Origin of the sequence: Streptomyces sp. NPDC101490 (assembly GCF_044767145.1) — a bacterium.
Classification (GTDB): Bacteria; Actinomycetota; Actinomycetes; order Streptomycetales; family Streptomycetaceae; genus Streptomyces.
In genome coordinates this window covers 1-25,784 of record NZ_JBIWNI010000043.1, presented here as the reverse complement: position 1 = coordinate 25,784, position 25,784 = coordinate 1, and the positions used below count along the sequence as shown (strand labels likewise).

Sequence of the window (25,784 nt, the reverse complement as noted above, 5' to 3'; positions counted from 1 at the left end):
CCGCTACGACAAAACCCGCGAGTCCTACGAAGCGGCCCTCACCATCGCGTCACTCCTGATGTGGATATGACCCTTTGAAGACACGCCCTAGCCGACCGAGCGCCGCAGCCCGGCGGCGATACCCGGCCCTTCGACGCCCTGGTCGTCTCCGTCCATCCGGGCGGCAACATCGAACTCACCGAGCTGAGCGCGGTGCGGGCCCGCTGGCCGCACCTGGACCGCCTGCCCGACGGCGGGTTCGTCGTCGCAGCATCCCGCACCCGCCGGTACGAGGACGCCGACCAGGTCCAGGTCTTCGACGCGCTCGGCCGCGAGACCTCCTCCTTCTCCGTCGGGGACGCCATCGAGCACCTCCTCGTGGACGAGGCCGGGCACATCTGGGTCGGGCACTTCGATGAAAACCCGGCCGGAATCCGCCGCTGGAGCCCCACAGGCCACATCTACTGGACGTCCGACGGCGCAGGCATCCCCGGACTCTTCGACTGCTATGCCCTGAACGTGTCGGGCACCACCGCCTGGGCGTGCACGTACACGCACTTCCCGCTCGTCGAGATAAGCCCCGACCGGCCCGTGAGGGTGTGGCCGAACCAGGTACGGGGCGCCAAGGCAGTGGCCGTCCACGGCGAGCGGGTCGCCTTCTACGGCGGCTACGGCGAAGAGGTGGACCGGCTCACCCTCGGAGAGCTCACCGCAGCATCCGTCGAGCCAACGGACGTCAGCCTACTCACCCTGCCCGACGGCCACCTCCCCGGCCGCCGCCGCGCCGTCGGCCGAGGAAGCAGGATCTACGTCCAGGCTGAGCCGTTCACCGCGTGGGGCGTTTTTGACCTCAGTAGCTGAGCCCCCGAAAGGAGTTGCCGCAGCGCGTGCCGGCGAGGATCCAGACGGTCTTCGACGCGCCGCCCGGCGCTCTTCTACTGCGCTGGCCCTCTAGCTTCACCTGCGGGCCGATTCCGTGCATCGGAGTTGTCCATCCGTGCCAGGTACCGTGCTCAGTCACAGCTGCCGGTGTAAGCTGGACGGCCGGACGCTCCCTGTCCCGTCTCCGTCGATCTGGTCCCCGTCTCAGATGACCTGGTCCCACCAGGCCAGATTGATCGAGATGCCCTGGTCGGCGGCGGGGCGCGCGGGACGCATTCGCTGCTCCGGGACCAGATCGTCTGAGATTTTCGAGCTAACGGCGTCTCAATCGATCTGGTAGCCGCAGGTCACAACCCTGACCTCGGACCAGATCATCCGAGACGGGACACTCCCGCGTGCGGCGAAGGCCCCGGTCGTTCATCGGCCAGGGCCTTCACCGTCATGGAACGGGGTCAGACCCGTTCGGGGACGAGGAGGCCCCAGCCGGGGTCACTGTCCCCGACGAGGGGTCGACCAGGGCCTGTCTCCTTGAGCCCCGCATATGTGGTTCGCGCAGTTCGACCCACCGGTGGCAGGGTGCCGTTATGGATCAAGCAGAGGTATTGCTCATCGGGGGGCGCGCGGGCGTCGGTAAGACGACAGTGGGGTGGGAAGCTCAGCGCGTCTTCGCGCCGCGATGGTTGCTCACTGCGTAGTCGAAGGCGACTTCATGGGGCAGGCACATCCCGCTCCGGAGGGGGATCCCCGGCGCAGAATGATCGCGGAGCGCAATCTGACGGCGCTCTGGTCGAACTACGCCGAGCTCGGGTACCGCCGCTTGATCTACACGCAGACCGTGAGCGTGCTGGCTGAGAACGCGGCCATGTTCCAGCGCGCCATGGGCGTGAATGTCAGGATCGTGCGGGTTGTGCTCAGCGCCTCCGATGCCACCGCTCGTGAGCGGCTGACCGGTCGGGAACTGGGCTCGGAGCTGGAGCACGAACTGCAGAGCAGCGCCCGTAAGGCGCGGATTCTGGATGAGCAGACGCCTCTCGACACGGTGCGGGTGGCGACCGACGGGCGTCCAGTGGTGGACATAGCGCGCGAGGTGTTGGGCGCTACCAGCTGGCTGCCCAGCACCTCCGGCTAGTGCTCCGACCGCATAGACTTCTCAATGCCGTTGTCAAGCCGCGCGGGTGTTGTCCGGACGGGGCTACGCAGCTGATTCAACGCTTACCGCAATGGCTCGGTTCCGGAGGTGAACCGCCAGGACTTCCATCTCGACGAGCGTGCCGATGAGACCGGTCTCGGCGAGTTCCGTTGCCCGCGCTCGTGCTTCGCCCAGGGACAGTTCACGTGCATCGCGGAGGGCCTGCAGCACTGGAACAAGGCTCGGCACGTCACCAGACAGGCGCAACCGCGCCGGCCCGTGTGCTTGCAGCAGCACCTCTCGAATGTTCTCAGGCGTGACGAGGCCGCTGCCTTCCTCGCACCATGCGTTCGGGCAGTCTGCGCATCGTCCTTCGGTGCCCCAACAGAGCATGCCGTGGTCGAAGGATTGGCCGACATCGCAGGTCGTCGTGCCTCCGCAGGAACTGCACCGGCCTGTGACCTGTACTCCTTGCGTGATCACAGGAATCTCCTCAGCGTCATGAGTCAGTGCTGATGGGATCTTCCCTGAGAAGTCGGCTTGGGTCGATCAGGTTCGCGATCAGCATGAGGTTCTATTGGGCGGCGACTGATGCTGTCGGCGTACACGTGAACGTGCCCAGTCACGTACGGATGAACGTGCCCGCCTGCGGACGTACTCAGGAGTGATCGTGGGCAGTCTGCTGTCGGCCTGTGAAGGGTGGCGGAGGGTGGCTGACCGTGGTTTTGGACCCGAAACGATGAATGAAGCTTCGACGTTTCCGCGGGCTGTTCGAGTCCGGGGCGATGAGCCTGTCGGAGATCGCGAAGGAGACCGGGCTCAACCGCCGCACGGTCCGCAAGTACCTGTCCTCTGAAGCTCCGGTCGCCCTGCCCCGTCGGGCCGCGCCCGGACATGGCCGTCGGCGGAAAGTCGATGCGGTCGCGCCGCTGATCGACGCGATGCTGCGGTCCGAGATCCTGATCAAAGGCGCCGTGGTGCACGAGCGGCTGGTGGCCGAGTACGGCTTCACCGGCACCTACCAGCGGGTGAAGCTCTACATGCAGGAGGCACGACCCCGTATCGCCGAGGAACTGGGCATCAGCCCGGGCGAACTGGCCGGCCTGCACCGCAGGTTCGAGGTCCTGCCCGGAGCACAGGCCCAGGTCGACTGGGGAGATGAAGGCCAGATCCTCGCCCACGTCGGCATCCCGAAGGTCTACTCGTTCCACATGACCCTGTCCTACTCGCGGGATCCGTTCTGCTGCTTCACCACCAGTCAGGACCTGGCCACCTTCTTCGACTGCCACCGGCAAGCGTTCGCCCACTTCGGCGGGGTCCCGATGTCGATCGTCTACGACCGCACCAAGACTGTCGTCCGCAGGCACGTCGCCCCGGGCGAGGCGGTGCCACTGCACCCGGAGGCGGTCGGGTTCGCAGGACACTACGACTTCGACATTGACGTGCTGGCCGCCTACCGCCCCACGGGGAAAGGCCGGGTTGAACGGCAGGTTTTGATCGTCCGCGACCATGTCCTTGCCGGACGGTCGTTCTCCTCCATCGAGGAGCTGGACTCCGCCTTCAATGCCTGGGTGCCATTGCGCCGGGCGAAGTCCCACGGCACCCACGGCGAGGTGATCGGGCACCGCGCAATCCGCGACCACGTGGCCCTGCGGCCGTTGCCGACGACGCCTTATGTGGTCACTCAGCGGCACCTTCGCTACATCGGCAAGGACTGCCTGGTCGCCTTCGACGCGAACCTCTACTCGGTGCCGGCCCGCAAGGTCCGCCCACGTCAGCTGGTGGAAGTCAGGGCCACGAAGTCCCAGATCAGCCTGCATTCCACCGTCCCCGACACCAACGGCGACACCCTGCTGGCTATCCACCCAAGGGCCGTCGGCCGCGGAGCCTGCGTCGTCGACGAGAAGCACTGGGACGGCCTTCCCGACGGGGAGAACCGGCGGACCACCACCGGTGACGTTCCCTCGCAGCCCCGTCACCAGAACGCACTCAGCAAGGAATCGGCCGACTCACTGACGGCTCTCCTGAACCGGGCCGCGGCCGTCCGCGTCGAGGTCGGCCGCAGACCCTTGTCGGTCTATGACGAACTGACCGGGACCCGTCCCTTCACCACCCACCCCACGCAGGAGGAGCCCAGTTGAGCGAGCTGGTCAGCACCCGCATCCGCACCACCGCCGCCAGGCTCGGCCTGCCCCACCTGGCCGAGAGTTTGAACCAGTACGCCGGCCGGGCGGACGAGGCGAAGATGGGCTACCTCGACTTCCTCGACCTGGTCCTGGCCGAGGAACTCGCCGTTCGTGACGACCGGCGCTTCCGCCAGGGCCTGCGGCTGTCCAAGCTGCCGCACCACAAGACGCTCGATGAATACGACTTCTCCTTCCAGCCCGAACTCGACCCCCGCAAGATCAAGGACCTGGCCACCCTCGCGTTTGCCGAGGCCAAGGGCAACGCGGCCCTGCTGGGACCGCCCGGGGTGGGCAAGACCCACATCGCGGTCGCTCTCTCGGTCGCCGCCTGCCGCGCTGGCTTCTCGGTCTACTTCACTACCCTCGACGACATGGTCCGCCAGCTCAAGGCCGCCGAGGCAGCCGGACGCCTCAACAGCAAGCTCCGCACCTACCTGAGGCCCGGCGTCCTCGTAGTCGACGAGGTCGGCTACCAGCCGCTGGAGCGAGCCGAAGCGAACCTGGTCTTCCAGGTGATCTCCAAGCGCTACGAAAAGGGTTCGATCATTCTGACCTCGAACAAGACCTTCAGTGAATGGGGGCAGGTATTCGGTGACGAGGTCCTCGCGACGGCCATCCTCGACCGGCTCCTGCATCACTGCGACGTCGTCTCGATCAACGGGCCGAGCTATCGGCTGAAGAACCGGCTCGCCGCCATCGAACGCGACACCAGCGCCGCTTGATCACACCAACTGCCCGACACGCATCGTCCTCCCGCCGGCTTCCTAGACGGGCCGGCGGGGAGACAGAGCCGCTCGGGCACGCCAGAAATCCGCGTTGCGAGGGTCGGTGAGCCATCCGATCAGACGCTCAGCACCTGCTTGGAAGGCGCGAGGCAGTGAGATCTCTTCACCGACAACAAGCCTGAGGGCGTCGACGTCATGGCTAGCGTGATCGGTGTCGCACCAACAGGCCACGTTCACCGCCGCATCGACCGCGAGCTGGCCGAAGTCTGTCCACACCACTTGAAGCAGGAACTCCAGCTGATCACCCCCGTCCGCATGCTCAATGACATCCAGGCCGAGCACAATAGGCGTCCACGGCCGCGGGCCCGGGAAGACCCCGTGATCCAGTGCCCACTCCCACTCAGCCTTGTCTCCGTCTGCGCGAGCCGCATCAACTGCACGGGCGGCTTGTTCCAGGGATCCCACATCGACAGGTGACAGGTGGGGGAAGAGCGTGGTCAATGGGACATCGTCGAAGGCGCCTCGCATGAGTCGATCATGCGTTCTATCTGCCGCCAACAGCAAGGGCCCTCCGCCCTGACCTTTCCCATCGCACGACCGATCCTGACGATCACCAAGCTGAGCACGTTCATCCGTACCTGGCTGAGCACTTCAACGAGTACGCCGACAGATGCTGGTGGCGTGAGTTCGTAGGGCCGCTTGTCTCGGAGAAGTGCCCACAGGACGTTGACCCGTCGCCGGGCCAGCGCCAGAACTGCTTGGGAGTGCTTCTTGCCTTCGGCTCGTTTGCGGTCGTAGTAGCGGCGTGATTCCGAGCAGCAGGTGATGCTGCTCATGGCGGAAAGGAACAGGGCCCGTTGCAGACGTCGGTGATATCGTTTCGGGCGGTGCCGGTTGCCGCTGACCTTGCCTGAGTCTCTGGGAGTGGGTGCCAGGCCAGCGTACGTCTCCAGGCGATCAGGGCTGCCGAAGAGAGCCATGTCGCCACCGATGGTGGCCAGGATCTCAGCTCCGAGCAGGTTGCAGATCCCGGGCATGCTGACGATGACGGCTGCCTGGCTGTGGGCGCGGAAGGAGAACTCGACCTGCCGGTCGATCTCGCTGATCTTCTCGTTGAGCACGACCACGTCACGAGCGAGCGTGGCGACCATGACTGCGACCGTCTTCTCTCCGGCCACGCTGGTGTGCTGCCGCTCTGCCGCCTCGATGGCGGTACGGGCCAGGGCTCCGCACCAGCGGAGTTTCCAGTTCCGGAGCCACTGTTCGAGCCGGCTGGCACCGAGCCGACGACGTATGGCCGCTGGGGTCTGGTAGCCGGTGAGGAGGACCAGGGGACCGTGGTTGCTCAGGTCGAGGGCGCGCTCGTAGGCGGGGAAGATGCCGGTCAGGAGGCCACGCAGGCGGTTGACGGCTCGGGTGCGGTCGCAGACCAGATCGGCGCGGCGGCCGGTGAGCAGACGGAGCTTGATGATGGCTTCGTCAGCGGGCCTGATCGTCTGCAGATCGCAGCGCATGCGGGCTTGGTCGGCGATGACGTGTGCGTCACGGGCATCAGTCTTCCTTCGCCGCGGTAGCCAGCCGTGGCCCGGTTCACGGTCCGGCCGGGGATGTAGCGACTCTCCTGCTCGTGGTTGAGCAGGAGAGCGATGACGAGAGCAGCACCGCCGTCGGCGAGGTCGATGGCCCAGATCACCTCGTCGCCCAGGGCGAGAACATCGGTGATCAGCTGCAAGAGGTCAGGCTCGTCATTGGCTACCCGCCTCGATAACAGCTTGGTGCCCTCCCCGTCGATGGCGAAGCGGTGGTGGTGGCCCTTGCCGGCATCGATGCCGGCCCAGACGCGATTCATCTTCATCCCGAGTCAGTCGTTCTGATTCCCTGCAGACGACCTCACCGGCGTTGTCCTACTCAGCGATCTACTCGCAACTCTCAATGAGCGGCCCGGTCGTCGGTGGGGTTCCGGGCGGCCAAGTCTGTTCAGCCACGAGCGGCGACACCTCAGTAGCCCCTCCCAGAACCCCCAGGCGACAGGACCCTACGAATGGCCCGATCAACCCGCCTAGAAGGTAGGACACCTCAGGCGCCTATCTCGTCAAGCCAGAACTCCGTGGGCGCTTGGGGAGTCGAACAGTCGGTTCGCTGGCTTGGCTTGCCCCACGGATCTCTGGTTGCGCAAGAGTACGTCTGACGCAGAGTGTGGGGCGTATCGCGGCAGGACGGGGAGTGGCAGGTGAGCAGCACGGATCTGGCCGCAAAGGAAGCGAAGATTGCTCGGTTCTTCCGGGACTACCCGCGGGTGGTTGGTGCCGGCCGTGGCCATCCTGCCCTCCGCGGGTGTCAGGAAGTTCGCTGGTCCGAGTTCCCGGAATGCCCTGCTGCGATCCCGGTGCTGCTGCACGGTCTCCTCGATCAGGCCGCCGCAGCGGAGGCCAAACGGGTACTCACCGACTCCATTCTCAACAGCGTCAGAGAGATGAACGCGGCCATGCAGGCTGTACTGCCGTTCCTGTTCCGCCTAGGCACTGTCCGGCGGATCAGTGTGAGAACTCTGTCGACGAGGCAGGCTAGCTATCCTCGCGTTATGAATAGTCACGCGTTCGAGCTGATATGGGGAGGCGTCGCTCTCGTGGGCGGGGGGCTCCTAGCCGCTAACGTCCGAGGGGTGGCCGACCGGTTTCAGGCGATGTCCTACGCCTACCGATCATGGCCCGGCAGCGTCACCACATGCAGAGTGATCGGAGGCGTCTTCGCCTTCGTGGGGGCGGGGATCCTTATTGCCGCCGGAGTCTGAACCGCACGTGGTGCGATGGCGCTTGCGCTGTTCCCTGACCTTGACGGTCAGGGCCTGAGCCGGAGCCGAGGTCCGGGAAGCGGTCCCGGACCTCCTCGATCCGGTCTTTAACTTCGCCTCGCGGTCCGGGTCCGGGAATTCCTTCCACGTCTTGGTTCTCTGGAAGGTGACACCGCGGCGGGCGAGCAGGCAGCGTAAGGGCCCACGGCCGATGCGGATGATCCGGCCGTGGATCTTCTGCAGGTGGAAGGCGCAGGTCATCGGACCTTCACTGAGATACCCAGAGCCGCTGCCACCCAGCCTTCAGAGGGCGGTACGCCCTCGGCTGTTCCATTGACCAGCCACGAACCGTTCCACCCGACGTTCCACACCTCGCCGAGCGAGTTCTCGAACTCCACGAAACTTCCGGGAGCGCCTTCAAGGAGCCCAAGCTCCCTCAGCAGCACGTCGTGAGTGGTGAAACCGCGGGACGGACCCACACTGCCGCCCTTGGTCCTGGTGTTCTCATATCGCATCCGCAGGTACGGGACCGGGGGCCGGGAGATGATCGTCGGCCGTAGCATGCGCTTGAATCGTAGAACGGCCTCCTCCAAGTTCTCGTCCCCGCGAAACTCGCACTGGTATGCCGGAAAGACAGCTGAGACGACCTCGTTCAGGCTCTCGTTCCGCCCGTGGTGGTAGCCGTGCACGGGCGGTGCAGCCGCTGCCACCGAGTCGAACCGGTAGGTTCCGTATGAGAATCCGGTCGCGACCGTGAACGGCTTGGCACCTGGCTCGCGCCCAAGGCTGTGGTGTCGCGCAAACTCAAGAACGGACCTGGTCAGACCTTCGTCGTGGACGTCGAGCGAGTTCATTTGGTAGGCCCAACGTCCGTCGACATCCATGGCCAGGAAGAACATGAAGCGCGACCTGGGCGACCATCGCCAGGCCGTGGGCAGGCCAGCTACTTCCTCGGCGTTCCCAATCTCCGCGACTGCCTGTTCGATGTTCATGCCCGTCATCTTCTCCTCCTGCGCCAGCTGCGTGATCAGGCGAGGGGACAAGTCTGGTTGACAGGATTCTCGGCACCGACGGTCACCGCTGTCCTTGTTGGCTGAGTGGTCGAGCGTCCGGTGGACACCAAGCTCTCACACCCGGGCCCTGCTGGACTCCTCCTCCAGCAAGGTGACCTTCCAGGGGGGCGAAGCGCGGCGCTACTTGATCAAGTGAAAATCAGGGCGTTGCAGCCAGGTCTGCAGAAACTCCACGTCCCCATCGTGTCGAAGCCACCGTCCACCGCCCCCGGTGTCATAGGAGACCTCCGCGAGTTCTCCCGGGAGAACTGACGCCAGTGCTCTCGCCCGCTCCAGCACGCTCTCGGCCCGCGCATCCTCTCCCATCCCATGCTGGAACGGCAATCAAGGGGCCGTCGAAGTCGACCAGGGTGTTGAGGCGGCGGGCGAGAGCAAGTGCCAAGTGGCCAAGCAGCGCATGGTTCACCGAGCCCGAGCAGCCGGCGCCGACTATCAGCCCCTACGCCGACGGACGCGAGAAGGCCGAGTAGTCCTCGTCCTCGGCAGGCTTTTCCTCATCCTCCGACAGGAGGAACACCCCGACGCAGACCGGATCGAAGGCCTGCAGGCCCAGAGCCGTACCGTCTCGTACCCAGAAATCCACGTCCCCGCTGACCCTGGTTTCCACCGGGTCGCAGAAGGTCTCCAACCACGGGACCACGTCAGACAAGATGTCCGCGAACCTCTGTGGTTCGAAGAGCCACAGTCCGACCGCCGGTCCTGACATACAGTCCCCAGAGCCGCGTGGCCCAGGTGCCACCGGGACCCGGTTCTACCAGCTTCCGGCGGCGGACGCCTGATTGTTTTGGGGCACAACTCAAGCTCACATGTGGCCTATCGCACTGAGCATGTCTGTGGATCTTGGATTGAGCTGCTGGATTGCCAGGTGCTGTGAGAACGCTCCGCTCGCGGTTCTCAGTGCAACTGGCCTTTGCGGAATCGGGGGCGTGAGGCGGAGCCGTCCCGAGGTCGACGTAGGCTCACGGGTTGTGAATCACCTGGGTGAGGTTCGAAAGACGCGCTATCTGGTCCTTCACGACTATGGGATGTGGGGCCTGTGGTGGTGGGTGTGGGCTGAGTCCGCAGAGGAGATCGTGCGTGTTTGTGCCGGTAGAGGGGGTCCTGGGTTCCGAGGGTGGTATAGATCCGGGCAAACCGTCGGCTCAGCTCCGCTGTCGTGGCCAAGCCAAGTAGGGCTCTTCGGGGTCGATGGTGCGGACGGGAGGGTTGAGGATCAGGTTCGCGAGCACCGAGATCTCGGGGAAGGCCGCGAGTTGGTGACGGTCCTCAGCGGAAATCCTCTTGCTGACGGGGTGCCTCGATCCGCAGCTGACACAGGACAAGGAGACAGCGGTATGACCCAGCCGGAGACACCGGGGCCGGAACTGACCGCCCTGGGGAGTGATTGCCCTCTTCGGCGGAACGGTGGCCTGGCGGGGGCCGAACCCGGACGATCCGTTCCGCAGCACGGACGGGGAACCCGAGTGCTGTCCTACCCCGGCGGCGTCATCGCCGCCGCGACCGACGGCGGCTGCACGATGCCGCGCTGGCGAGCGTGACCCACACCCCCAGCAGCATCAGTCAGCTCACCCGCCGCAGGACCCGTGGCAGCGCGGCACCAGCGAGAACACCAACCGGCTGCTACGGCAGTACCTCGCCACGGGAGCGGACCTCCGCACGTTCAACCAGGCCGACCTGGTCGCCATCGCTCACGAGCTCAATCACCGTCCGCGCAAGACCCACGGGTACCGCACTCCGGCGGAGGTCTACGCTGACCTTCTGAACAGCGGTGATGCGCTGACCGCTTGAGCTCGCCATCGTTTGACGACACCCCGCTCAAGAGAAAGCGATGGCTGCGCCGGTCGAGACCGAGAGCTTCGCAGCGTGGAGGAGCCGAAAGCACACGTAGGACTCGACGCGGTAGCGCCGCCACCCCGCGGCGGCCGGATCCTCGGCGTCCGCAGCGTCGGAGACGCCCTCGGAGTGCGGATCGAGGTCTTCTGGAAGACCGAGGGCTTCAGCGAGTCGACGGGTTTCCCCCAGCAGTCGCACCGAAGAGCCCAGATAGCCGCCCGGTGCCATGCTGTCGACGATGACTTGGGCAAAGTCGACGGGAACGTAGTAGCCCTCGCAGTCCGAATGATGGACCAGATGATCGAACGGTCCAGGAGGATCACTCGGCAGAGCCTTGTACACCTCGCTCAGGAGCGGGTCGCCAGTTGCCCTCTGGGTCCTGTCGAACGGCTCGGGCAGGCGCCCACTCGCTGCAAGGTGGACGGCGAGCCGGCGAACGGTGTGCAAGCCCGAGTAGCCCCACGCATCGAACTCCGCGCCGTCCTCATCATCAAGATCGGGCTCAGTCCACTGTTGCGCTCCCGCACGCTCCAGTAGCTCACCGATCGCGACGAAGTCAGCGCGGACCATCTCGGTGTATTCCTCGTCATCGGCATCGACGAGGGCTCCGACGACTATGTTCAATCCCATGACCCGATCTTGCCATCGGCGATCGGACGACCACATCTTGCCCTGATGCCGAGGTCACGCCGCCCGGCCGTAGCCGTCGGCCTCCGGCTGACCATCTCCGCGCAGCGGGCTGAAGTCGACATCCAATGGCACGGCCGACCTCTGGGAACCGGCCGGTCCGCCCCCGCGCGCTGCGGCGACCGTGTGGTCCCTGAAATGCGCCAACTGCGGGCCCGTTCCCTCGTGAGGAGGGAGGCGGGCCCCGGCGGTGCGTCGGCGCACTCGTCGCTCTGTCTCCGGCCACGGCGGTCACGTCCGCGCCCGCCGCCCTGATCCGCTCCCGCGCGAGTTCCGCCAAGCCCTCGTCGATCTCCACGCCTGTCACGAACCCGGCCCGGTGCGCGCGGCCGCGAGCGCGGCGCTCCGGCCCGCGCCGGCCTGTCGCCAGTGCGGGCACGTAGACCTCCCGGTCACGTGCCCTTCCGCTCCGGCTCACCCGAGCGAACACACCGGGCGGGGTACCGGAGGGCGCCGCGCCGACGAGCCGATGCCGCGCGCCCCTCTGCGTCGTGTCCGCTCGCCCGGCGCAGCGCTGCTCACGCCCTGGCAGGGCGCGTCGGCAGGGTGCGACTGCAGCGCGGGCGGGCGGCTGTCCGATGGATCACCAGTAGTGGCGGCGGCCTCCGACAGCGTGCCCCAAGGCCCCGAGCGCCCACAGGACAACGCCGACACCCACCAGGACGATGCCGATGGTCCACAGGATGCCGATGCCGGCGACCACGCCGATGATGAGGAGAATGAGCCCGAGGATGATCATGGCGCCTCCGCTGCCGGGTTGCCCCCTCTCCTTCCAGGGTTGACCTGCCAGGCCGGGAAGACAACAGGAGCCGGCACTGCGGCCAGGATCTTCCGCACGCCGACGGCGCTGATCGCTCCTCCGGGCCTTATCGCCGGAGGAGCGATCACGGCCGTGCTGCGGAACCTCGCGAGGATGGCTACAGAACACCGCCCGGCACCGCGACCTCCTCTTCCCCGCCGGGGCAGACAGAGCCCACTCGAGGAGGGAACACCACTGGGTGCCCTCCAAGGGCCGTCGACCGCGGTCGGCGGTGCCTCTCCCCCCTCCAGGAGAGCGGTGACGTCCTCCGGCCGCCCTTCAGCGGTCGATGCTCGCCCGTGCGGTGCGTACGAGGCCGGCGTCGTCGCGCATGATCCCGGGGGGGGACATCGGCATCGACTCGGCCCTGGCCGTGGCCCTCGCCGCACGAGCAGACGCTCCACCGTCCTTCTCGATCTTCGGAGCGACCCGGTCCAGGATCTGCGCAGTCTCGTCCAGGACCCCGGCCGGGATGAGGGCGAGGGGGCGGTCCGGTTCCGTGATGGCGTCGCCGATCTCGCAGATCAGGTCGATGGCGTGCTGCCCTGTCGGGGAGTCGCCGTTGGTGGTGGCGTACTTCGCGGCCTGGGCGAGCGCCATCAGGGCCTGTCCGGTGACGGTCCGGGCGGTGGGCACCCTGCGAGGGTCGGGACGGAAGGGCCGGATGCCGTGGGCGCTTCCCCCACCGTCGGTGGACTCGGCGCCGACTCTGGCGATCCGGTCAGCGATGACCGCAGGGGTCGATGTAGCACAGGGCGGAGCGGGGCTGGATGCCCATCCGTTCGGCGACGGTGGTCACCGCGTGGGCGAGGACATTGCGCACGGCGACGGGCACCACGTCCAGGCCGCGGGTGAGCAGTTCGGCTTCGGTCTGCATGAGGAGGGTCTTGAAGCCCTGGGTGTTCTTGATGTCCGCCACGGAAGCGAGCCTACGGCCTGTCCCGGGGAAGGCCGTCGATCCTGAGCGGCAGGTTCTGGCCAGCGGCTTCCCGGGGAGGGGCGAGGTGTCGTGCGGTGGGGCGGGGGTGACGGCAGCCAGAGCACGGTGGGCGTGCCTTCCCTGGCATCCGCGTGGGCGGGGCACGGGAGCGGGGGCTGCGGACAGTCACGGATCCCGGCTTCAGCCCCGGTAAGGCAGACGAGTTACGGGCGGCGGCCGTGGTGGTGAAGCCGGGCTGCCTCGAGTTCGAGGCCCCCGGAGGAGGTGCTGGGCGAGGCCGTCATGCGTCGGCCGTTTCTTGGTTCAAGGCCGGACCTTGCAGGCTGGTGTCAGGGGTCCTGGTGCCCGGTGGCCTGGGCGCTTGGCCGTCACCTACGGCTGGTTCTCCTCGTGGGATGATTTCGTCATGGTGAGTCCCAGTTCATTCCGTCACATGTCGTGGAACAGCAGTTCTTACGGACTGGGGATTGAGACCGGTACGACGGACGATGCCGGGCTCCAGGCGGTGCTGGGTGCGGTGTGGGAGGCCGCGGGCGTCGAGGGGTGCTTCAGTGACGGCGGCCGTGAGCCTGAGGAGCAGGAGCCCGTTGCCTGCACGGTCGCGGCCCTCGCCGAGTTCGGCCGTCTCCACGGCCGGGCCCGGATGCCGGCGGGGCAGTGGATGGCGTGTTCGTGCACCGTGGTCCGCGGTGGCGGCGGCACTGACTGGCTGAACTTCGACATCCCGCTCAGCGCGCTGGACCTGGCGGGTGTGGCGTACTGGGACGGCCGGCCGTTCTTCAGGTCCGCGGTCATGGACGACTGGCTCGCGGCCATCGGGATCGCCAGCTTCAAACAGGCGAGGTTCAGCCTCGGGGTGATCGGCTGGGAGGTTTCGGGGATGGCTGACGCGGTCACCGTCGCGGGTGAGATGCCGCAGAAGCGCGGCATGGGCTACCTGGTTCCGCGTGACGGAAACCTGCACTACGGCGCGGCCAACGACTGAGCCCGGACCCGGTCAGCGTGTGCACCGAGCTGTTCGGCAGTCCTCCGCCCTGCCCCAGTCTCCGGACGGACGCAAGGCCCACCGGATCCACATTGACCGGGCCAGGGCGGCCCGCACCTCCTGAGTAACACCAGCCTCACATTTGTCCATCTGTGCCCCCCTGCTGCTGTCTGTTCCAGACCGCGGGGATAGGTACCACCCAGCCACATGGAGGCCCACGTGCCAGTACCGCTGTCCGCCTTCCCCAAGAGCTCCTTCAGGTCCGCCCGCATGGGAGACACTTCCAGGCCTCATCTGCTGGCCGAGCGCTGGGAGGGCACCGAGGGCCACTACAGCCACCTCCGGGTGCTCTACGGCGCCGCCGCTCTCCACCGGCCCGAGCTCGCCCCGGACGCCGGGATCGTCGCCTGGTGGGGAGGCCATGCCGAAAGCCTGCGGCGTAGGCATGGTGAAGCTGCCGGGGTATAGGTAGGCACCTCCCTCCTTGATCGATTTCGTGGTGACCGTGAGAACCATCCGCAGTCGCCCTTCCCGCCGGACAGCCAGTCCGGCGGCGGGCAGGTCCGTTGTCGACCGAGGGCTGTCGGATGGGGCGGAGGCCCCGTAGTAGTCCGAGCGGGCGAGAAGCCCGTACATGGCGAAGGGGGCCAGCAAGTCAGCAGTAGAAGTTACTGGAAGGTCAGGAGGATATCGCCGGTGAATACCGACGAACTTGAGCACGCCGTGTATCAGGCGGAGCGCAGGGTACTGAAGATCCAGACCAAGCTGCACTGTTGGGCCCGTGATGATCCTCATCGCAGGTTCGATGACCTCTTCAATCTCGTCGCCGACCCCGCCTTCCTTCTCGTGGCGTGGGATCGGGTACGGGGCAACAAGGGTGCACGCACGGCCGGGGTGGACGGGCGCACAGCCCGTTCCGTCGAGGCCAGGCAGGGCGTCGAGGACTTCCTCGAAGGGCTGCGGTCGCAGGTGAAGGACCGCAGCTTCCAGCCGCTGCCGGTGCGGGAACGGATGATCCCCAAGGCGGGCGGCAAGCTGCGCCGTCCGGGGGTCGCCACCGTGACCGACCGGGTGGTCCAGGCATCCGTGAAGCTGGTGCTGGAGCCGATCTTCGAGGCGGAGTTCCTCCCGTGCTCCTACGGGTTCCGCCCGAACCGCCGGGCTCATGACGAGGTGGCCGAGGTGCGTCACATGACGTCCCGCTCGTATGAGTGGGTCGTGGAGGGCGACATCAAAGCCTGCTTCGATGAAGTCTCGCACCCGGCCCTGATGGACCGGGTGCGCAGACGGTCGGGGACAAACGCGTTTTGGCGCTGGTGAAGGCGTTTCTCAAAGCGGGCATCCTCGGTGAGGACCATGTGCTGCGAGAGACCAGCGCCGGAACCCCGCAGGGTTCGATCCTCTCGCCGCTGCTGAGCAACGTGGCCCTCTCGGTCCTGGACGAGCACATCGCCCATGCCCCGGGAGGTCCCGAAGTCAGTGCGAGTGAACGGGCCAAGCGTCGTCGTAAAGGTCTGCCCAACTACCGGCTTATCCGGTACGCGGACGACTGGTGCCTGGTTGTTTCAGGCACCGAAGCCGACGCGGAAGCCCTGCGCGAGGAGATCGCCGGAGTCCTCTCTGTGATGGGCCTGCGCCTGTCTGCGGAGAAGACTCTCATCACCCACATCGACGGGGCCTCGACTTCCTCGGCTGGCGCACCCAGCGCCACCGCAAGCGAGGCACGTCCAAGCAGTACGTCTACACCTATCCCGCGCGCAAGGCCGTTCAGGCCGTGACGGGCAAGGTCAGGACAGTCTGCCGACAGACGGACACGAGCCAGCCGCTCGATGCCCTGTTGCTCCGGCTCAATCCGGCGCTCGGGGGCTGGTGCGTCTACTTCCGCCCCGGCGTGTCCAGCGCCGCCTTCGGCTACCTGAGCTTCTACACGTGGCAACAGGTCGGCCGATGGATGCGGCGCAAACACCGCCGGTCCAGCTGGAAGGACCTACGCCGCCGCTACTACAAGGGCGGTGTCTGGTGGCTGGCCTCGGAGGAACGATCACTGTTCAGCCCGACGAAGGTAGGCACGACACGCTACCGATACCGGGGAGCGAAGATCCCAACTCCATGGCCGGTCGAGGGATGAGAACCCACGGAAGCCCATGACAGGGCTTGTGGAGCGCCCGGTGCCCGGAAACGGGCACGCCGGGTACGGGAAACGGACCGGCCGAAAGACCGGAACCGCGCCCCGGGCCGACTTCATGGTTGCTTTGAGCCCTCCCGAGTCCTCAAGCCCGCGGCCAGGGGGTTCGTCCTCTCACCCGCAGCAGTTCGCGGGCTGACGTAACTTCAGGAATCCCGAGGCGTTCTCGCTGTGCCCGATCGGTTCACGATCGCGTTGAAGGTGAGGAGGCTCGGGTTGGCGCTGGCCGCCGTGCGGGACCTGCGCGATGTCCGGCCGCCGGCCACGGCGGAGAAACTGGAGCAGCCGGTGTTTGTCCCCCACCTGTTGTCATGCGAGCAGGACCGAGCGCAACCCGCCCGGAGCAACCTCACCGCTGCTTCATCAATGACGACAGAGGGTGTCGGGTTTACGGCCGACGATGGACGTATGCGCGAAACCCCAGAAGAACTCAACAGGCTCCAGTGCCTCCTCGACTCCTCCCTCTCCGGCTCGACCGCACACCTCCGCTCGATCGTCGAGGACCGCACCATCACGGCGGCGCAGCTCACCGGGGTCCTCACCGGCATGTGCACGCTCGCCCTCTCCACGGTGACCGCGAAGGGCGAACCGCGGATCAGCGGCGCCGACGGGCACTTCCTGCACGGCCGGTGGCACTTCGGCACGGCGCGCAACGCCGCCAAGGCCCGTCATCTCGCGGCCCGTCCGGCCGCCAGCGTCGCGCACATGCGCGGCGAGGACCTCGGCGTGTTCGCCCACGGCACGGTGGAGGAGCTGAACCCCGAGGACGCCGAGACCACGGCCGACTGGCAGGAACTCCTCGTCTACTTGCAGGACTTCTACGGCGACGACGATGCCTTCGACTGGAACCGCGAGGTCGTCTACTACCGGCTGAACCCGCACTGGATGACCGTCTACGCGCCCGACCTCGACAAGCTCACCGGCACGTGATGTCGGGCCCGTCGACGAGGGCCTGCACCTGCGCGTACGTGGGTGCGGGGCCGGTCGACGGCCCGCCGCCCCCGGCACCGAGCCGCCGCCGTACCCCGACGGCACCGACCGGCTTCACCCGCGCCGCCAGCCCGCTCGGCCGCGGCAGGAGAATCTGGGCTTCTCCTCCCTGCCGGCCGTTGCCCCGCGCTGGCGGGCCAGAGTGGTCTGCCGTGTCCGATGAGGGGACTTTCAGCCAGGCGCAGGGTCAAGGGTGGCCGAGAAACGGCTGTTGCCGCCCCCGCAATGCACCGGGCCCGGCACCACTGGCCGCGCCCGCCAGACTCATGCCAAGCCGAGGCGCCTCGCCAAGGCACGCGCGTGACGACCGGACCCCACCCGTCTGAGGTCGGCGAAACGAACCCAACCCGTGCAGGGCTTGACAGGGCAGAAGGTCCCTCAGGTTCACGTGCGAAGTCCTGCAGGATTCGACGAACCCGTCGGCTTCAAGTGATAGGCGACAGTATGATCGACGCCGCCATCTGCTCCGGGGACACCGTCGTCGTCCGGCAGGCCGAGACCGCGGACTCCGGTGACATCGTCGCGGCCATGATCGATGGCGAGGCCACGGTCAAGCGGCTCCGCCGTGAGGAAGGCCACGTATGGCTGCTCCCCCACAACCCGGCCTACCAGCCCATCCCGGGAAACGCAGCGGTCATCCTCGGGAAAGTCGTCACGGTGATGCGGTCCCTGTGACCAGTCCGAAAGCTATGACCCTCCCCGGCTCCCCCCCCCCATGACCTCATAGGTCCAGGCCGCAGACAGGGCGAATGACCTTCCCCGACGTCGGCGCACACGTGGACCCAGATGTGCGCCGACGTCCCCGGTGGAAGTCCGCACCCCACAGAGCCGGCGTGCCGAAGAGGCTCGTGCGGCTACAGACATAGCAGGCCCGCGACGAGGGGCACCGCCACAACGCAGGAGACCGCGTCGACAGAACTCGCTATCGTCTGATGCGACAGCAAGGAGTACAGGATGTGAATCATCAGCGAGCGGGTGAGCACCGCGGACCTCCGAGAGGAGGAGCGCGTCGTGCACGAGGCCGTCGGACCCGTCGATCACGATTTCCAGCGTCTGTCGTGCAGCGATGGCCCCGACGACGGCATCCACGTTCCGGGGCAGAGGCTCTGGGTGCGCGGTGACCACATTCTGGAGGAAGGGCAGCGTTGGTGTACCGGCTGCTTCCCCGAGAAGCTGCTGGGGGTCTGATCTCCGCCCGGCTGGGAACGGTACCTGCCAGGACGGTCATGCCGCCTGGTCGCAGACCTTTGTGGGTGCCCCGGGCACAGCGGGCGGCCCGGTACGGCCGGTGATTTCGTGCTGTCTCAATCCGGGTGAAGCTCCTGGGTCGCCTGGCCTGTTCTACCGGACGGGGCGGTTGTTGAATCGCCCAGCGGTCATGGCGGCTGCCTGTGTCTCGGCTGGTGTGCGGGCATGACAGCGCTGATCATCGGAGCCAGCGGGTTTCTCGGGACCGAGTTGGTGCGTCTGGCATCTATTCTCCGTCACACCACAGCCGCGACGTTCAACTCCCGTCTCGGCAGCGCTCGCGGGACGTCATGGCACCACCTCGACCTGCGCGATCCCTCGCATCTCGACGGCCTTCTGGACTCCCTTGCCCCATCCGTCGTCATCAACGCCTCCAGCGGCAACGCCGACTGGACAGTCACCGCCGACGGCTCCGTCCGCCTGGCCCAGGCAACGGCCCTGCGAGGGATCAGTCTTGCAGGTTCCGCGATTGAGCGTCCAATCGTGCGGCGTTTAGCTGGGGTTTCGTTCGAGTCCGCGTTAGTTGTCGTCGACGTCCGTCCGCAGAGTCGTGTCCAATCCTCGTGATCAGCCGTTCGTGTCGGGGGCGACCCAGTCGAGAGCGGATCTGAGGAGAGCATGGAGTTCTTGGTCGGTTTGGAGGTCTCGGTGCTCAGGACGGTTGTCACCACTGCCGAGGTCCACGTAGTCGAGTTCGGCTTCTCCGCTGCTCCAGACGGTGATCTGGATGACCCGGCTCCCGGCCTCGACGGTCAGCCATGCGCTGTTCTTGAGTCGGCCGTCTTCTGGGGAGTGCCGCAGTTCGGCGGTGACCCCACGCGCGCAGAAAGCCGCGTCGTTCTCGGCGAACCATGTCGTGAGCGCGCCTGGGAGGTTGGGCAGTCGATGGCCGTTCCCGGCTGTGGGGTAGGACATCTGGAAGGCGAGGCGTTCATCGGCCTGGTCCCCGATGCGAGCGAGCACGCCGTCCAGGTCGAGGAACTCCTCCCAGACCGTCCTTCCGCTCGCCACCGCGAGTCTGGCGACGACGAGATCTTCGAGTTCGGGGACCCGCTTGTTCTTCCAGATCTTGTCGGCCAGGCTGACCAGGAGGTCTTCCATCCCGGCCTCTTCGGCGCTCCAGGCGGCATGTGTTCCAGCGAATCGAGCCGTGACGGAATCGATGCCTCGGGTTATAAGCAGCTCACGGCCGGCTTCTTCGTGCTGTGCGCCGGGAGCGGACAATTCGGCGGGGTGCAGCACCTTGCCGATGTCGTGGGTGGCGGCTCCGAAGAGAACGGCCTGCGGGTCGATGCCCAGATCGAGGTCGCGTGCAGCGATCCATTCGAGGAGTTGCCCTGCAACGTCATGGACTGCTCGCAGATGGGCGACCAGGCGAGGTGCAGCGTCAAGGTCGTGAAGCAGTTCGGCTGCTTCGATTGGCAGTGGACGCAGCGGGGGCTGGCCGGTGTCCTGGAGGGCGATCGACAATATTCGCGAGGTCGTCACCGCGACAGAGTAGCTGCTGCACCCACTTGGTTTGGTCAGCGAGGACGGGAGGTGGTCGCTCCCCGCCATCAGGTGACTGTTCCCGGGAACCGGTCCGCGAGTGATCACCGTGGCCGGGCAGACTGTGCTGGTGAGTAGTCGGCGTCCTTGTCCATGTTGTGGCCATCTCGTCTTCGATACTGAGGAGGGGTGGCCTGGGTCGTTTTCAATCTGTCCGATCTGCTTCTGGGAGGACGACGCGATCCAGTTCCGTTGGCCTGCCATGGCGGGTGGTGCGAACCGGACATCGTTGATCGCTGCCCAGCAGTACTACCAGCAGTTCGGGGCGTGCGATGCGGGCGGCGTCGCCCATGTTCGCCCCGCTGCCGCCGATGAACCCCTCGATCCGGAATGGAGGCCCATCGATCTGGCCCTGGAATCCTTCGAGGACTGGGGTGCACCCGATCAGGCGCCATGGCCCAAGGATCTGATTGTGCTGTGCTGGTGGCTGCCGGAATTCTGGCGTCGAAGCTGACTGGCATGGTCAACTGAACGACGGCGGGTGGGGCTGGTCGGGGTGGTCGCTGACCGTGGATTTGAGCGCGGACTCCAGCTTCTCCTCGGTCTCCTTCAGTGCCTCACGCAGCCGATCACACTCGGCCTCGGTCTCCCTCAGCCGGGCCGTGGCCGTCTTGAGCTGGTTCCGCTCCGCGCGCAGGATTCTGAGTTCTGCCGTGGCCAGTTCCAGGTCGGCCGCCAGTGATTCGGCCGAGGTGTGCGAGCCCGCCCCCGCCTCGCGTTGTGCAGCCCCTCTGTGCTTCTTGATCGCTTCCTCGATGTGCTCGCGCAGTCTCTCGGCGTATACCAGCCACGGCCTGCTGTCCGTTGACAGCGAGCGTCCCTACCGGTGCGGCCTTGGCCCGGCCAGGAGTGCCCTGATGGCGTTGCGGTCCGCAGGGAGACCCACGTCGTCGAACCAGGAGGTGACGAGGTGGGTGTATCGCCAGCACGCGTCGTGGTTGGAGAGAGCGTCCAGGTAGAGGTGCTGGGCCGAAGTGAACTGGGCATCCTGGTCGTAAGGGGAAGGACATGCCGCAGCGAGCAAGGGTCCCCAGTCTTCGGAGATGGTGAGGTTGCTGCAGAACGGCACAGAAGCAAGGGCGGCTGGCAGGAGTTCCTCGAAGTTGCTGGCGCGGTCGATGGCCGTGGCCAGAAGGGCGTGCCGAAGGCGGCCTGCAAGGTGCGGCAGAGGGTCGGCGGCGGTGGATTCGAGGAACCAGGAGTCGATGGCCGCGGGGTCGATCAGGGCGTGGAGGATCGTCTGCGTCGCCTTGGTGTTGCCGGCGCATCCCGGTGACAGAGCGGCGCAGGCGCGGATAGCGGGGTCCGGGTCCGCTAGCCAGCCGGTGGTGTCCTCTCCCCAGGCTCCGATCGTCAGGACGACGGTCGTGCGTTCCCGCCGGTCGGTGCTCTCGGCAAGCAGCCGCCGGAGGATCTGGATGCTTCCGGAGACTTGTCCGGCCAGCTCGGGAGATTGAAGGAGTACGGCGGTGGCGCTGAGGGCGGCCTCCCGGACGGTGGGGTCAGGGGCCAGAATGTGCGGGGCGACCGCGTGATAGATCAGGCCGCGGACAGCACGGACCGCATTGGTGACGCCGGGATCGTTGCCGTCCTCCTCGCCGGTCCCCTCGCTGTAGGCTGCCGAATCCGCGATCTGGCCCAGCCATTCCAGCAAGGCCGCGCGCAGTGGCCGAGGCCGGTCATCCCAGGTGGAGTAGTCCTCGTGGCTGGTTAGAGTGCGGGGGTCGTTCAGCACTGCGGCTACGTACAGCGCGGCCGGCGCCGTCGCGCTGTACAAAGACTCCTGGTGCAGGACGGATATGTCCAACAGCCCCAACGCTCCCGCTTGAACATCTGAGTCTTCGTCCAGGAGCTGGAGCAGACGAACTGGCGTGTCCGTCGCTGCTCCGTAGGCATGTTCCAGTGCAGTCCAGTCGGTGTCCTCGATCAGGGTTTTCGGATCGGGTAGTTGGCCACCCACGGCCTGACCGGGTATCGGGTACTCATCCTGGGTCGTCACAAGGAAAGCATCACCCTTGCCACTGACAAGCCTCCTGCTCGGCCCAGGCGGCACCCGCCGCTGAAACCCAGGTGCCGCCCCGGTCCCGCCCGCGTACTTCCGGGGCGCGTCCGTGTCGGCCGAAGTGCTTTGAGGCCCGAGCCACTGCCTGGGTGGGGTTCAGGCACAATCGAGCCGTGCCTACCCCTCCTGCTCCCTCCGCTCTGTACCCGGATATCGCGGCCTTCGGCAGCCTCGCCGCAGCACTGCGGACCGTGGCTGAGGGCTGCCTCGGCGCCGTCCCCGTCTCATCCTCGGATTCCGATCCGCTGCGCCACGCGGCTGTTGACAGCGCCCTGCCGCACCGCGGGCCGCTGCAGATCAGCGCGTGGTCCTACGAACGGCGATGGGCGATTCGTGGCACGGAGCCGTTTCAGGGCCTGTCGCTCCTTGACGGCGAGACGGAGGACCTGGCGCGGGTCGCCAGGGCTGCCCGGGCCTGGCACGACGGGGAGCCTCTGGACGACATTCGCCGGGCGGCCTCCTTCGTGCGCCTGACCGGCAGGTTCGAGGTGCCTGACCACAATCCCGCGCGCCTTGTCGAATCCGAGTGGCAGCACATGCGCCAGGAAGCGGTCGAACTGGAGTACACCTGGCAGGAGCAGTACCAGGCCCTGATCGAGGCGGCATATGCCGAGCCGGCGCTGCGTGCCCTCTATCCGTTCACCAGCCACTGGGCACTGCGCTTTTCCGGTACCACCCGCCCGAATCTGACCGTCGTCGGACCATGCCTGCAGGCGAACAGCGACGGCACGTACGGGCTGGGCCGGGGCTTCATCACTCCTGACTTCGGCGTGTTCACCTCAGCGCACGAGGCCGTGGCACTGGCCGTGCGCCACCTGCCATCCGGCCTGGGCTCGGTCACGCTCGGCAGATGACTGGACAGAACCCCTTCCCCCCTGGGCCCGGACCGGGTCACGCAACGGTCTCAGTCCACCAGGCAGTTCCGGCAGCAGGAACGAATACCGGCCGAGCATGTCGACGTGATGGCGCACGAACCGGGAAGGACGGGCCACGTCCTGGTCGAGGACCTCGAAGCTGGGCGACGGCTGCATCCATGTATTGGGTGTTGAAGAGCCGCCAACGACAGCGACGTCGGCGCCTGGTCCTCCTGGCCGTGCTTGGTGTCGGGGAATGTGCGGGCGCCGAGGTTGCGGCGGACCTGTTCCTGGCAGTCGACGACGGTGATGTGGGCGGCGAGGCGGAAGCGATGTCGGCCAGCGGTCCAGGAGCCTGCCGCCGACCGGGACGTCGCAGCCCCGGTCGGCGAACAGACTCTGGAACGCTCCGGCCAGACCGAGGCGCGCCTGTGGAACTGGATGGCCGATGTCTTCTTCGGGCGGTCCTCCGGTCCGGTGCGCGTACCGGACCGGACCGGTGGCACGAGGGGTGGGTGGTCAGGTGCCGTAGGGGCAGTTGAGGTAGGTGATGCCCGGGCCGCGGTACGCACAGATGTCGTCGAGGAGTTCACCGAAGCCGGGTGGGCCGCCGAAGTCGGTGCCGACAGTGACGCGTCCGGTGTTGCCGGTGCCTGTGCCGCGACCTCCGGTGACGTTCACCGTGACCCCGGTGTTGCGGAGGAGCCGGTATTGCCCGCCGTGCCGTAGCCGCCCGCCGCCGGTGACGTTGAGAACGCATCAGGTGGTAGGGGGTCGTCCGGTCTCGTCGGTCAGGGACAGGAATGGGCCAGTGCTCCGCGCTGGAGAAGGTTTCAGGCAGTTCGTCGTCAGTGCGCCCAGGGCAGACGAACCGCTTCGATTTCACTGTCGTTCAGCAATGCGTTGATGAGGGCTGGGGGCCCGGCGACCTTGGTGGCCCACAGATCGTAGTCGGTGCACAGGACCCACGAGCGGTCATCGGCCCAGAGGTTGGACGGGCTGAAATCGGCCTCGGACTGGTCGTACAGGATCTCGGCGTCGCCGATCCGGCCCGTACGCACGTGGAGGTTGTCGAAGTCGACGGCCCCGAGCATCAGCGGGTTGTAGTAGGCCAGGCAACGGGTGTCCGGGCCCGCAGGACTGAACTGGGTGAGGATGGCGATCAGCCGATTCCAGGTCTCACGGTCCAGGCTCCCCTCGGTCGGCGGGACCATGCCCAACGGCCAGCTGCCGTCCTTCTTTGCCGAGGGAAAACAGCGGTAGGAGGGCATCAGCCCGTCGGGCACGACCGGGTCGCCGCTACGCCGGGCCAGCTCGGCCCAACGCAGCCGCCGCCAGCCGGGGCCCGGGTGCTGGGCACGGCCCAGCCCTCCCCCCGTGGCGATGCACCCGTCGTCCAAGTCGATGCCTCCGACGACGTCCGGCTGGACACTCCCGTCCGCCAGCCGCGCCTGGCGGTACTCGTGATACGACACATCTGCAGGCCCCTGGTTGTGCTCATACATGGCGTTGAGCACCCACACGGCGTCAGGCATCGCCGGAGGCATGAACCCGGTGATGCCATCACCGCACAGCTCCAGCAGCCAATCAGTGGCCCCGGAGAGCACGAGCGGCCACAGGCTTGACATCAGGTTCGACTCTTCGGACATACACCCCATGATCCCAGGCGCGAACCACTCTCCCTGCACCCGCGTGTCAGGGGTTGGTAAGACGACCGGCCGGGACAGCAGTCGTCGCATACACGGTAGGCGCGACTATCAAGAGTTTGAGAACAGGAGATTCGATGAGTATGAGGATTCGCAAGTTCACCTTCAGGGCGTCCTTGGTCGCGGCAGTGACAGTGGTAGCCGCGGCGATCGCCCTCATCTCCTCCATTAGGTCGAACACTCCCGCTCTCGAAAGTGAAGATGTGGAAGGAGTGTGGCGTGCGGAAGGTATCCAAAGATCCCACGTGTCGATCCGGGCGGATGGCACGGCAGAGCTGAACAATGCGCCAGGAGGGTGCCGGCTGGGCGGAGGGGGTGGCTATTCCGGTCCTGCCAAATGGGTTTTTGATACCGTCCCGGACGAGTCGCCGGGAGTGCGCTTCAATTATCAACCTTCTGGGACTTCGGAGGTGTGCAGCATCTATTTCTCCATCCCGAAGGCGGACAGGGCTTACTTCATAGAAGATCAGGACCTGGTGAATTATGTACGTGATGGAGGCGGCTCGAAATGAGTGAGGGGAAACTGTTGGAGTATGGTCTCTCCAGCGGCGCGGGACTCGCTTGACCATTCCTGGCCCCTCAATCCCTGTGTTCCCCAGCAGTTCGATGGGCGAACGCCGTTGCCCCAGCTCGTCGTATGGAACGTCTGACGGCGGGCCGGGGCCCATCGTCCGAGCAGCGGCCTCCGGCGCGCGAGTCCACAACCCTATGACCGCCTGACTGTGGTGGTTCGGTTGAAGGTGAGCAGACTAAGGAACTCCGAGCTGGCCATTGCTCAGCAGTAGAAATGGAGTACGTAGTGGGGACGACACTCAAGGGCATGAGCCGTGTTCGGTGGCACGAGTTGACGCATGCGTACGGATCAGCGGAAGAGGTTCCGGGCCGGCTGTCCAGGGTGGCGTGGGGTGACGCCCGGACGAGTGCTTCAGCGCTGAGTGATCTTGGCCTGTGGCTTGGCGAGCTGGCTGTCTTCGACTCGACCGTCGAGGCGGTTCCGCTTCTATGGGATCTCGCGGTGACCGATTCCGTCGCCAATCGGTCCGGGGTGATCGAGTTGCTGCAGACGATCCTGGAACATGCCAATCCTCCTCAGACCGCGTTTGAGATCTGCCGTGTCCCGTTGCTGAAGGGCTCGTTGAACTCTCTGTGAGCGGCGTTGGGGGTGGGTACCCATCGGACCTG

Annotated in this window: 28 protein-coding genes and 6 pseudogenes; 19 read left to right on the top strand and 15 right to left on the bottom strand. The window is 66.5% G+C overall.

Translation table 11 applies throughout. The features are described from left to right. Positions 1 to 192: 192 nt before the first annotated feature. Both ACIRQY_RS35085 and ACIRQY_RS35080 read left to right on the top strand, forming a co-directional pair. Positions 193 to 840: a hypothetical protein gene (locus ACIRQY_RS35085; RefSeq protein ID WP_403932750.1), complete on the top strand. Its 648-nt coding sequence runs from the start codon at positions 193 to 195 to the stop codon at positions 838 to 840. Between the two features lie 605 nt (positions 841 to 1,445). Then, a pseudogene (locus ACIRQY_RS35080) lies at positions 1,446 to 1,990 on the top strand (AAA family ATPase). A gap of 63 nt (positions 1,991 to 2,053) precedes the next feature. Here ACIRQY_RS35080 and ACIRQY_RS35075 read toward each other — a convergent pair. Further along, positions 2,054 to 2,473 (bottom strand): hypothetical protein, encoded by a 420-nt coding sequence (locus ACIRQY_RS35075; protein WP_403932747.1) that lies wholly within the window; start codon positions 2,471 to 2,473, stop codon positions 2,054 to 2,056. Positions 2,474 to 2,733: 260 nt separating this feature from the next. Between ACIRQY_RS35075 and istA the strand changes: the two genes are divergently transcribed. Then, positions 2,734 to 4,131 (top strand): IS21 family transposase, encoded by a 1,398-nt coding sequence (gene istA / locus ACIRQY_RS35070; protein ID WP_403932744.1) that lies wholly within the window; start codon positions 2,734 to 2,736, stop codon positions 4,129 to 4,131. Continuing rightward, the gene (gene istB / locus ACIRQY_RS35065; RefSeq protein ID WP_403932741.1) at positions 4,128 to 4,898 is read left to right on the top strand and encodes an IS21-like element helper ATPase IstB; all 771 of its coding nucleotides are present in this window, start codon (positions 4,128 to 4,130) and stop codon (positions 4,896 to 4,898) included. Before istA ends, istB begins: the two co-directional genes overlap by 4 nt. Positions 4,899 to 4,940: 42 nt before the next feature. On the opposite strand, the gene ACIRQY_RS35060 is transcribed toward istB, so the two are convergent. Together ACIRQY_RS35060 and ACIRQY_RS35055 are read right to left on the bottom strand one after the other, a co-directional pair. Next, a complete protein-coding gene (locus ACIRQY_RS35060) occupies positions 4,941 to 5,402 on the bottom strand; it encodes a hypothetical protein (protein WP_403932738.1) in 462 nt (153 codons plus the stop codon). Positions 5,403 to 5,578: 176 nt separating this feature from the next. After that, a pseudogene (locus tag ACIRQY_RS35055) lies at positions 5,579 to 6,750 on the bottom strand (IS110 family transposase); the annotation flags it as partial. Positions 6,751 to 7,131: 381 nt separating this feature from the next. Between ACIRQY_RS35055 and ACIRQY_RS35050 the strand changes: the two are divergent. After that, positions 7,132 to 7,692, top strand: coding sequence for a hypothetical protein (locus ACIRQY_RS35050; protein WP_403932735.1), 561 nt, complete (start codon positions 7,132 to 7,134; stop codon positions 7,690 to 7,692). A gap of 70 nt (positions 7,693 to 7,762) precedes the next feature. On the opposite strand, the pseudogene ACIRQY_RS35045 reads toward ACIRQY_RS35050, so the two are convergent. From ACIRQY_RS35045 to ACIRQY_RS35030, 4 genes and pseudogenes are all read right to left on the bottom strand, one after another. Further along, positions 7,763 to 7,938 (bottom strand): annotated as a pseudogene (locus tag ACIRQY_RS35045) (IS630 family transposase); the annotation flags it as partial. 11 nt (positions 7,939 to 7,949) lie between these two features. After that, positions 7,950 to 8,684, bottom strand: coding sequence for a hypothetical protein (locus tag ACIRQY_RS35040; protein ID WP_403932732.1), 735 nt, complete (start codon positions 8,682 to 8,684; stop codon positions 7,950 to 7,952). Positions 8,685 to 8,885: 201 nt separating this feature from the next. Beyond that, positions 8,886 to 9,044 (bottom strand): DUF6368 family protein, encoded by a 159-nt coding sequence (locus ACIRQY_RS35035; RefSeq protein WP_403932729.1) that lies wholly within the window; start codon positions 9,042 to 9,044, stop codon positions 8,886 to 8,888. After that, positions 8,980 to 9,471, bottom strand: a pseudogene (locus tag ACIRQY_RS35030) (DUF6368 family protein). Before ACIRQY_RS35030 ends, ACIRQY_RS35035 begins: the two are co-directional and overlap by 65 nt. Before the next feature lie 866 nt (positions 9,472 to 10,337). Here ACIRQY_RS35030 and ACIRQY_RS35025 point away from each other — a divergent pair. Then, positions 10,338 to 10,553, top strand: a pseudogene (locus tag ACIRQY_RS35025) (transposase); the annotation flags it as partial. A gap of 27 nt (positions 10,554 to 10,580) precedes the next feature. Here the strand turns inward: ACIRQY_RS35025 and ACIRQY_RS35020 are convergent. The 4 genes from ACIRQY_RS35020 to ACIRQY_RS35005 all read right to left on the bottom strand — a co-directional run bounded on the left by ACIRQY_RS35020 (position 10,581) and on the right by ACIRQY_RS35005 (position 13,003). Further along, positions 10,581 to 11,228, bottom strand: a complete 648-nt coding sequence (locus ACIRQY_RS35020) for a hypothetical protein (RefSeq protein WP_403932726.1) — start codon at positions 11,226 to 11,228, stop codon at positions 10,581 to 10,583. Positions 11,229 to 11,868: 640 nt separating this feature from the next. Next, entirely contained in the window at positions 11,869 to 12,024 is a 156-nt protein-coding gene (locus ACIRQY_RS35015; protein WP_403932723.1) for a hypothetical protein, read from the bottom strand. Between the two features lie 339 nt (positions 12,025 to 12,363). After that, positions 12,364 to 12,720 (bottom strand): hypothetical protein, encoded by a 357-nt coding sequence (locus ACIRQY_RS35010; RefSeq protein ID WP_403932720.1) that lies wholly within the window; start codon positions 12,718 to 12,720, stop codon positions 12,364 to 12,366. Between the two features lie 85 nt (positions 12,721 to 12,805). Then, positions 12,806 to 13,003 carry a hypothetical protein gene (locus ACIRQY_RS35005; protein WP_403932717.1) on the bottom strand — a complete coding sequence of 66 codons (198 nt, stop codon included), beginning with the start codon at positions 13,001 to 13,003 and terminating at the stop codon, positions 12,806 to 12,808. A 382-nt stretch (positions 13,004 to 13,385) separates the two neighbouring features. Between ACIRQY_RS35005 and ACIRQY_RS35000 the strand changes: the two genes are divergently transcribed. The 9 genes and pseudogenes from ACIRQY_RS35000 to ACIRQY_RS34960 all read left to right on the top strand — a co-directional run bounded on the left by ACIRQY_RS35000 (position 13,386) and on the right by ACIRQY_RS34960 (position 18,999). After that, positions 13,386 to 14,009: a hypothetical protein gene (locus ACIRQY_RS35000; protein WP_403932714.1), complete on the top strand. Its 624-nt coding sequence runs from the start codon at positions 13,386 to 13,388 to the stop codon at positions 14,007 to 14,009. Positions 14,010 to 14,279: 270 nt separating this feature from the next. Then, entirely contained in the window at positions 14,280 to 14,477 is a 198-nt protein-coding gene (locus ACIRQY_RS34995) for a hypothetical protein (RefSeq protein WP_403932711.1), read from the top strand. A gap of 228 nt (positions 14,478 to 14,705) precedes the next feature. Further along, on the top strand, positions 14,706 to 15,329 hold the full coding sequence (locus ACIRQY_RS34990; protein ID WP_403932708.1) for a reverse transcriptase domain-containing protein: 624 nt from the start codon (positions 14,706 to 14,708) through the stop codon (positions 15,327 to 15,329). Then, complete coding sequence (locus ACIRQY_RS34985) at positions 15,326 to 15,787, top strand: reverse transcriptase/maturase family protein (protein WP_403932753.1); 462 nt, start codon at positions 15,326 to 15,328, stop codon at positions 15,785 to 15,787. Before ACIRQY_RS34990 ends, ACIRQY_RS34985 begins: the two co-directional genes overlap by 4 nt. Further along, the gene (locus ACIRQY_RS34980; RefSeq protein ID WP_403932705.1) at positions 15,784 to 16,137 is read left to right on the top strand and encodes a group II intron maturase-specific domain-containing protein; all 354 of its coding nucleotides are present in this window, start codon (positions 15,784 to 15,786) and stop codon (positions 16,135 to 16,137) included. Before ACIRQY_RS34985 ends, ACIRQY_RS34980 begins: the two co-directional genes overlap by 4 nt. 465 nt (positions 16,138 to 16,602) lie before the next feature. Then, entirely contained in the window at positions 16,603 to 17,124 is a 522-nt protein-coding gene (locus ACIRQY_RS34975) for a pyridoxamine 5'-phosphate oxidase family protein (protein WP_403932702.1), read from the top strand. Positions 17,125 to 17,607: 483 nt separating this feature from the next. Then, a pseudogene (locus ACIRQY_RS34970) lies at positions 17,608 to 17,859 on the top strand (LexA family protein); the annotation flags it as partial. A gap of 336 nt (positions 17,860 to 18,195) precedes the next feature. Beyond that, on the top strand, positions 18,196 to 18,372 hold the full coding sequence (locus ACIRQY_RS34965; protein ID WP_403932699.1) for a hypothetical protein: 177 nt from the start codon (positions 18,196 to 18,198) through the stop codon (positions 18,370 to 18,372). Between the two features lie 225 nt (positions 18,373 to 18,597). Next, complete coding sequence (locus ACIRQY_RS34960; RefSeq protein WP_403932696.1) at positions 18,598 to 18,999, top strand: NAD-dependent epimerase/dehydratase family protein; 402 nt, start codon at positions 18,598 to 18,600, stop codon at positions 18,997 to 18,999. On the opposite strand, the gene ACIRQY_RS34955 is transcribed toward ACIRQY_RS34960, so the two are convergent. Next, positions 19,000 to 19,920, bottom strand: coding sequence for an HD domain-containing protein (locus tag ACIRQY_RS34955; protein ID WP_403932693.1), 921 nt, complete (start codon positions 19,918 to 19,920; stop codon positions 19,000 to 19,002). It lies immediately after the preceding gene. 100 nt (positions 19,921 to 20,020) lie between these two features. Here ACIRQY_RS34955 and ACIRQY_RS34950 point away from each other — a divergent pair, with 100 nt between their 5' ends. Beyond that, positions 20,021 to 20,434: a CPCC family cysteine-rich protein gene (locus ACIRQY_RS34950; RefSeq protein WP_403932690.1), complete on the top strand. Its 414-nt coding sequence runs from the start codon at positions 20,021 to 20,023 to the stop codon at positions 20,432 to 20,434. A gap of 366 nt (positions 20,435 to 20,800) precedes the next feature. Here the strand turns inward: ACIRQY_RS34950 and ACIRQY_RS34945 are convergent, their stop codons facing one another. Beyond that, positions 20,801 to 21,979 (bottom strand): HEAT repeat domain-containing protein, encoded by a 1,179-nt coding sequence (locus ACIRQY_RS34945; protein ID WP_403932687.1) that lies wholly within the window; start codon positions 21,977 to 21,979, stop codon positions 20,801 to 20,803. A gap of 176 nt (positions 21,980 to 22,155) precedes the next feature. Between ACIRQY_RS34945 and ACIRQY_RS34940 the strand changes: the two genes are divergently transcribed. Continuing rightward, positions 22,156 to 22,896 carry a DUF6193 family natural product biosynthesis protein gene (locus ACIRQY_RS34940; RefSeq protein ID WP_403932684.1) on the top strand — a complete coding sequence of 247 codons (741 nt, stop codon included), beginning with the start codon at positions 22,156 to 22,158 and terminating at the stop codon, positions 22,894 to 22,896. A 519-nt stretch (positions 22,897 to 23,415) separates the two neighbouring features. On the opposite strand, the gene ACIRQY_RS34935 is transcribed toward ACIRQY_RS34940, so the two are convergent. Then, positions 23,416 to 23,577 (bottom strand): hypothetical protein, encoded by a 162-nt coding sequence (locus ACIRQY_RS34935; RefSeq protein WP_403932681.1) that lies wholly within the window; start codon positions 23,575 to 23,577, stop codon positions 23,416 to 23,418. A 167-nt stretch (positions 23,578 to 23,744) separates the two neighbouring features. Next, positions 23,745 to 24,545, bottom strand: coding sequence for a hypothetical protein (locus tag ACIRQY_RS34930; protein WP_403932678.1), 801 nt, complete (start codon positions 24,543 to 24,545; stop codon positions 23,745 to 23,747). 134 nt (positions 24,546 to 24,679) lie between these two features. On the opposite strand from ACIRQY_RS34930, the gene ACIRQY_RS34925 reads away from it, so the two are divergent. Both ACIRQY_RS34925 and ACIRQY_RS34920 read left to right on the top strand, forming a co-directional pair. Then, on the top strand, positions 24,680 to 25,114 hold the full coding sequence (locus ACIRQY_RS34925) for a hypothetical protein (RefSeq protein WP_403932675.1): 435 nt from the start codon (positions 24,680 to 24,682) through the stop codon (positions 25,112 to 25,114). A gap of 308 nt (positions 25,115 to 25,422) precedes the next feature. Continuing rightward, the gene (locus ACIRQY_RS34920; RefSeq protein WP_403932672.1) at positions 25,423 to 25,752 is read left to right on the top strand and encodes a hypothetical protein; all 330 of its coding nucleotides are present in this window, start codon (positions 25,423 to 25,425) and stop codon (positions 25,750 to 25,752) included. Positions 25,753 to 25,784: the final 32 nt, after the last annotated feature.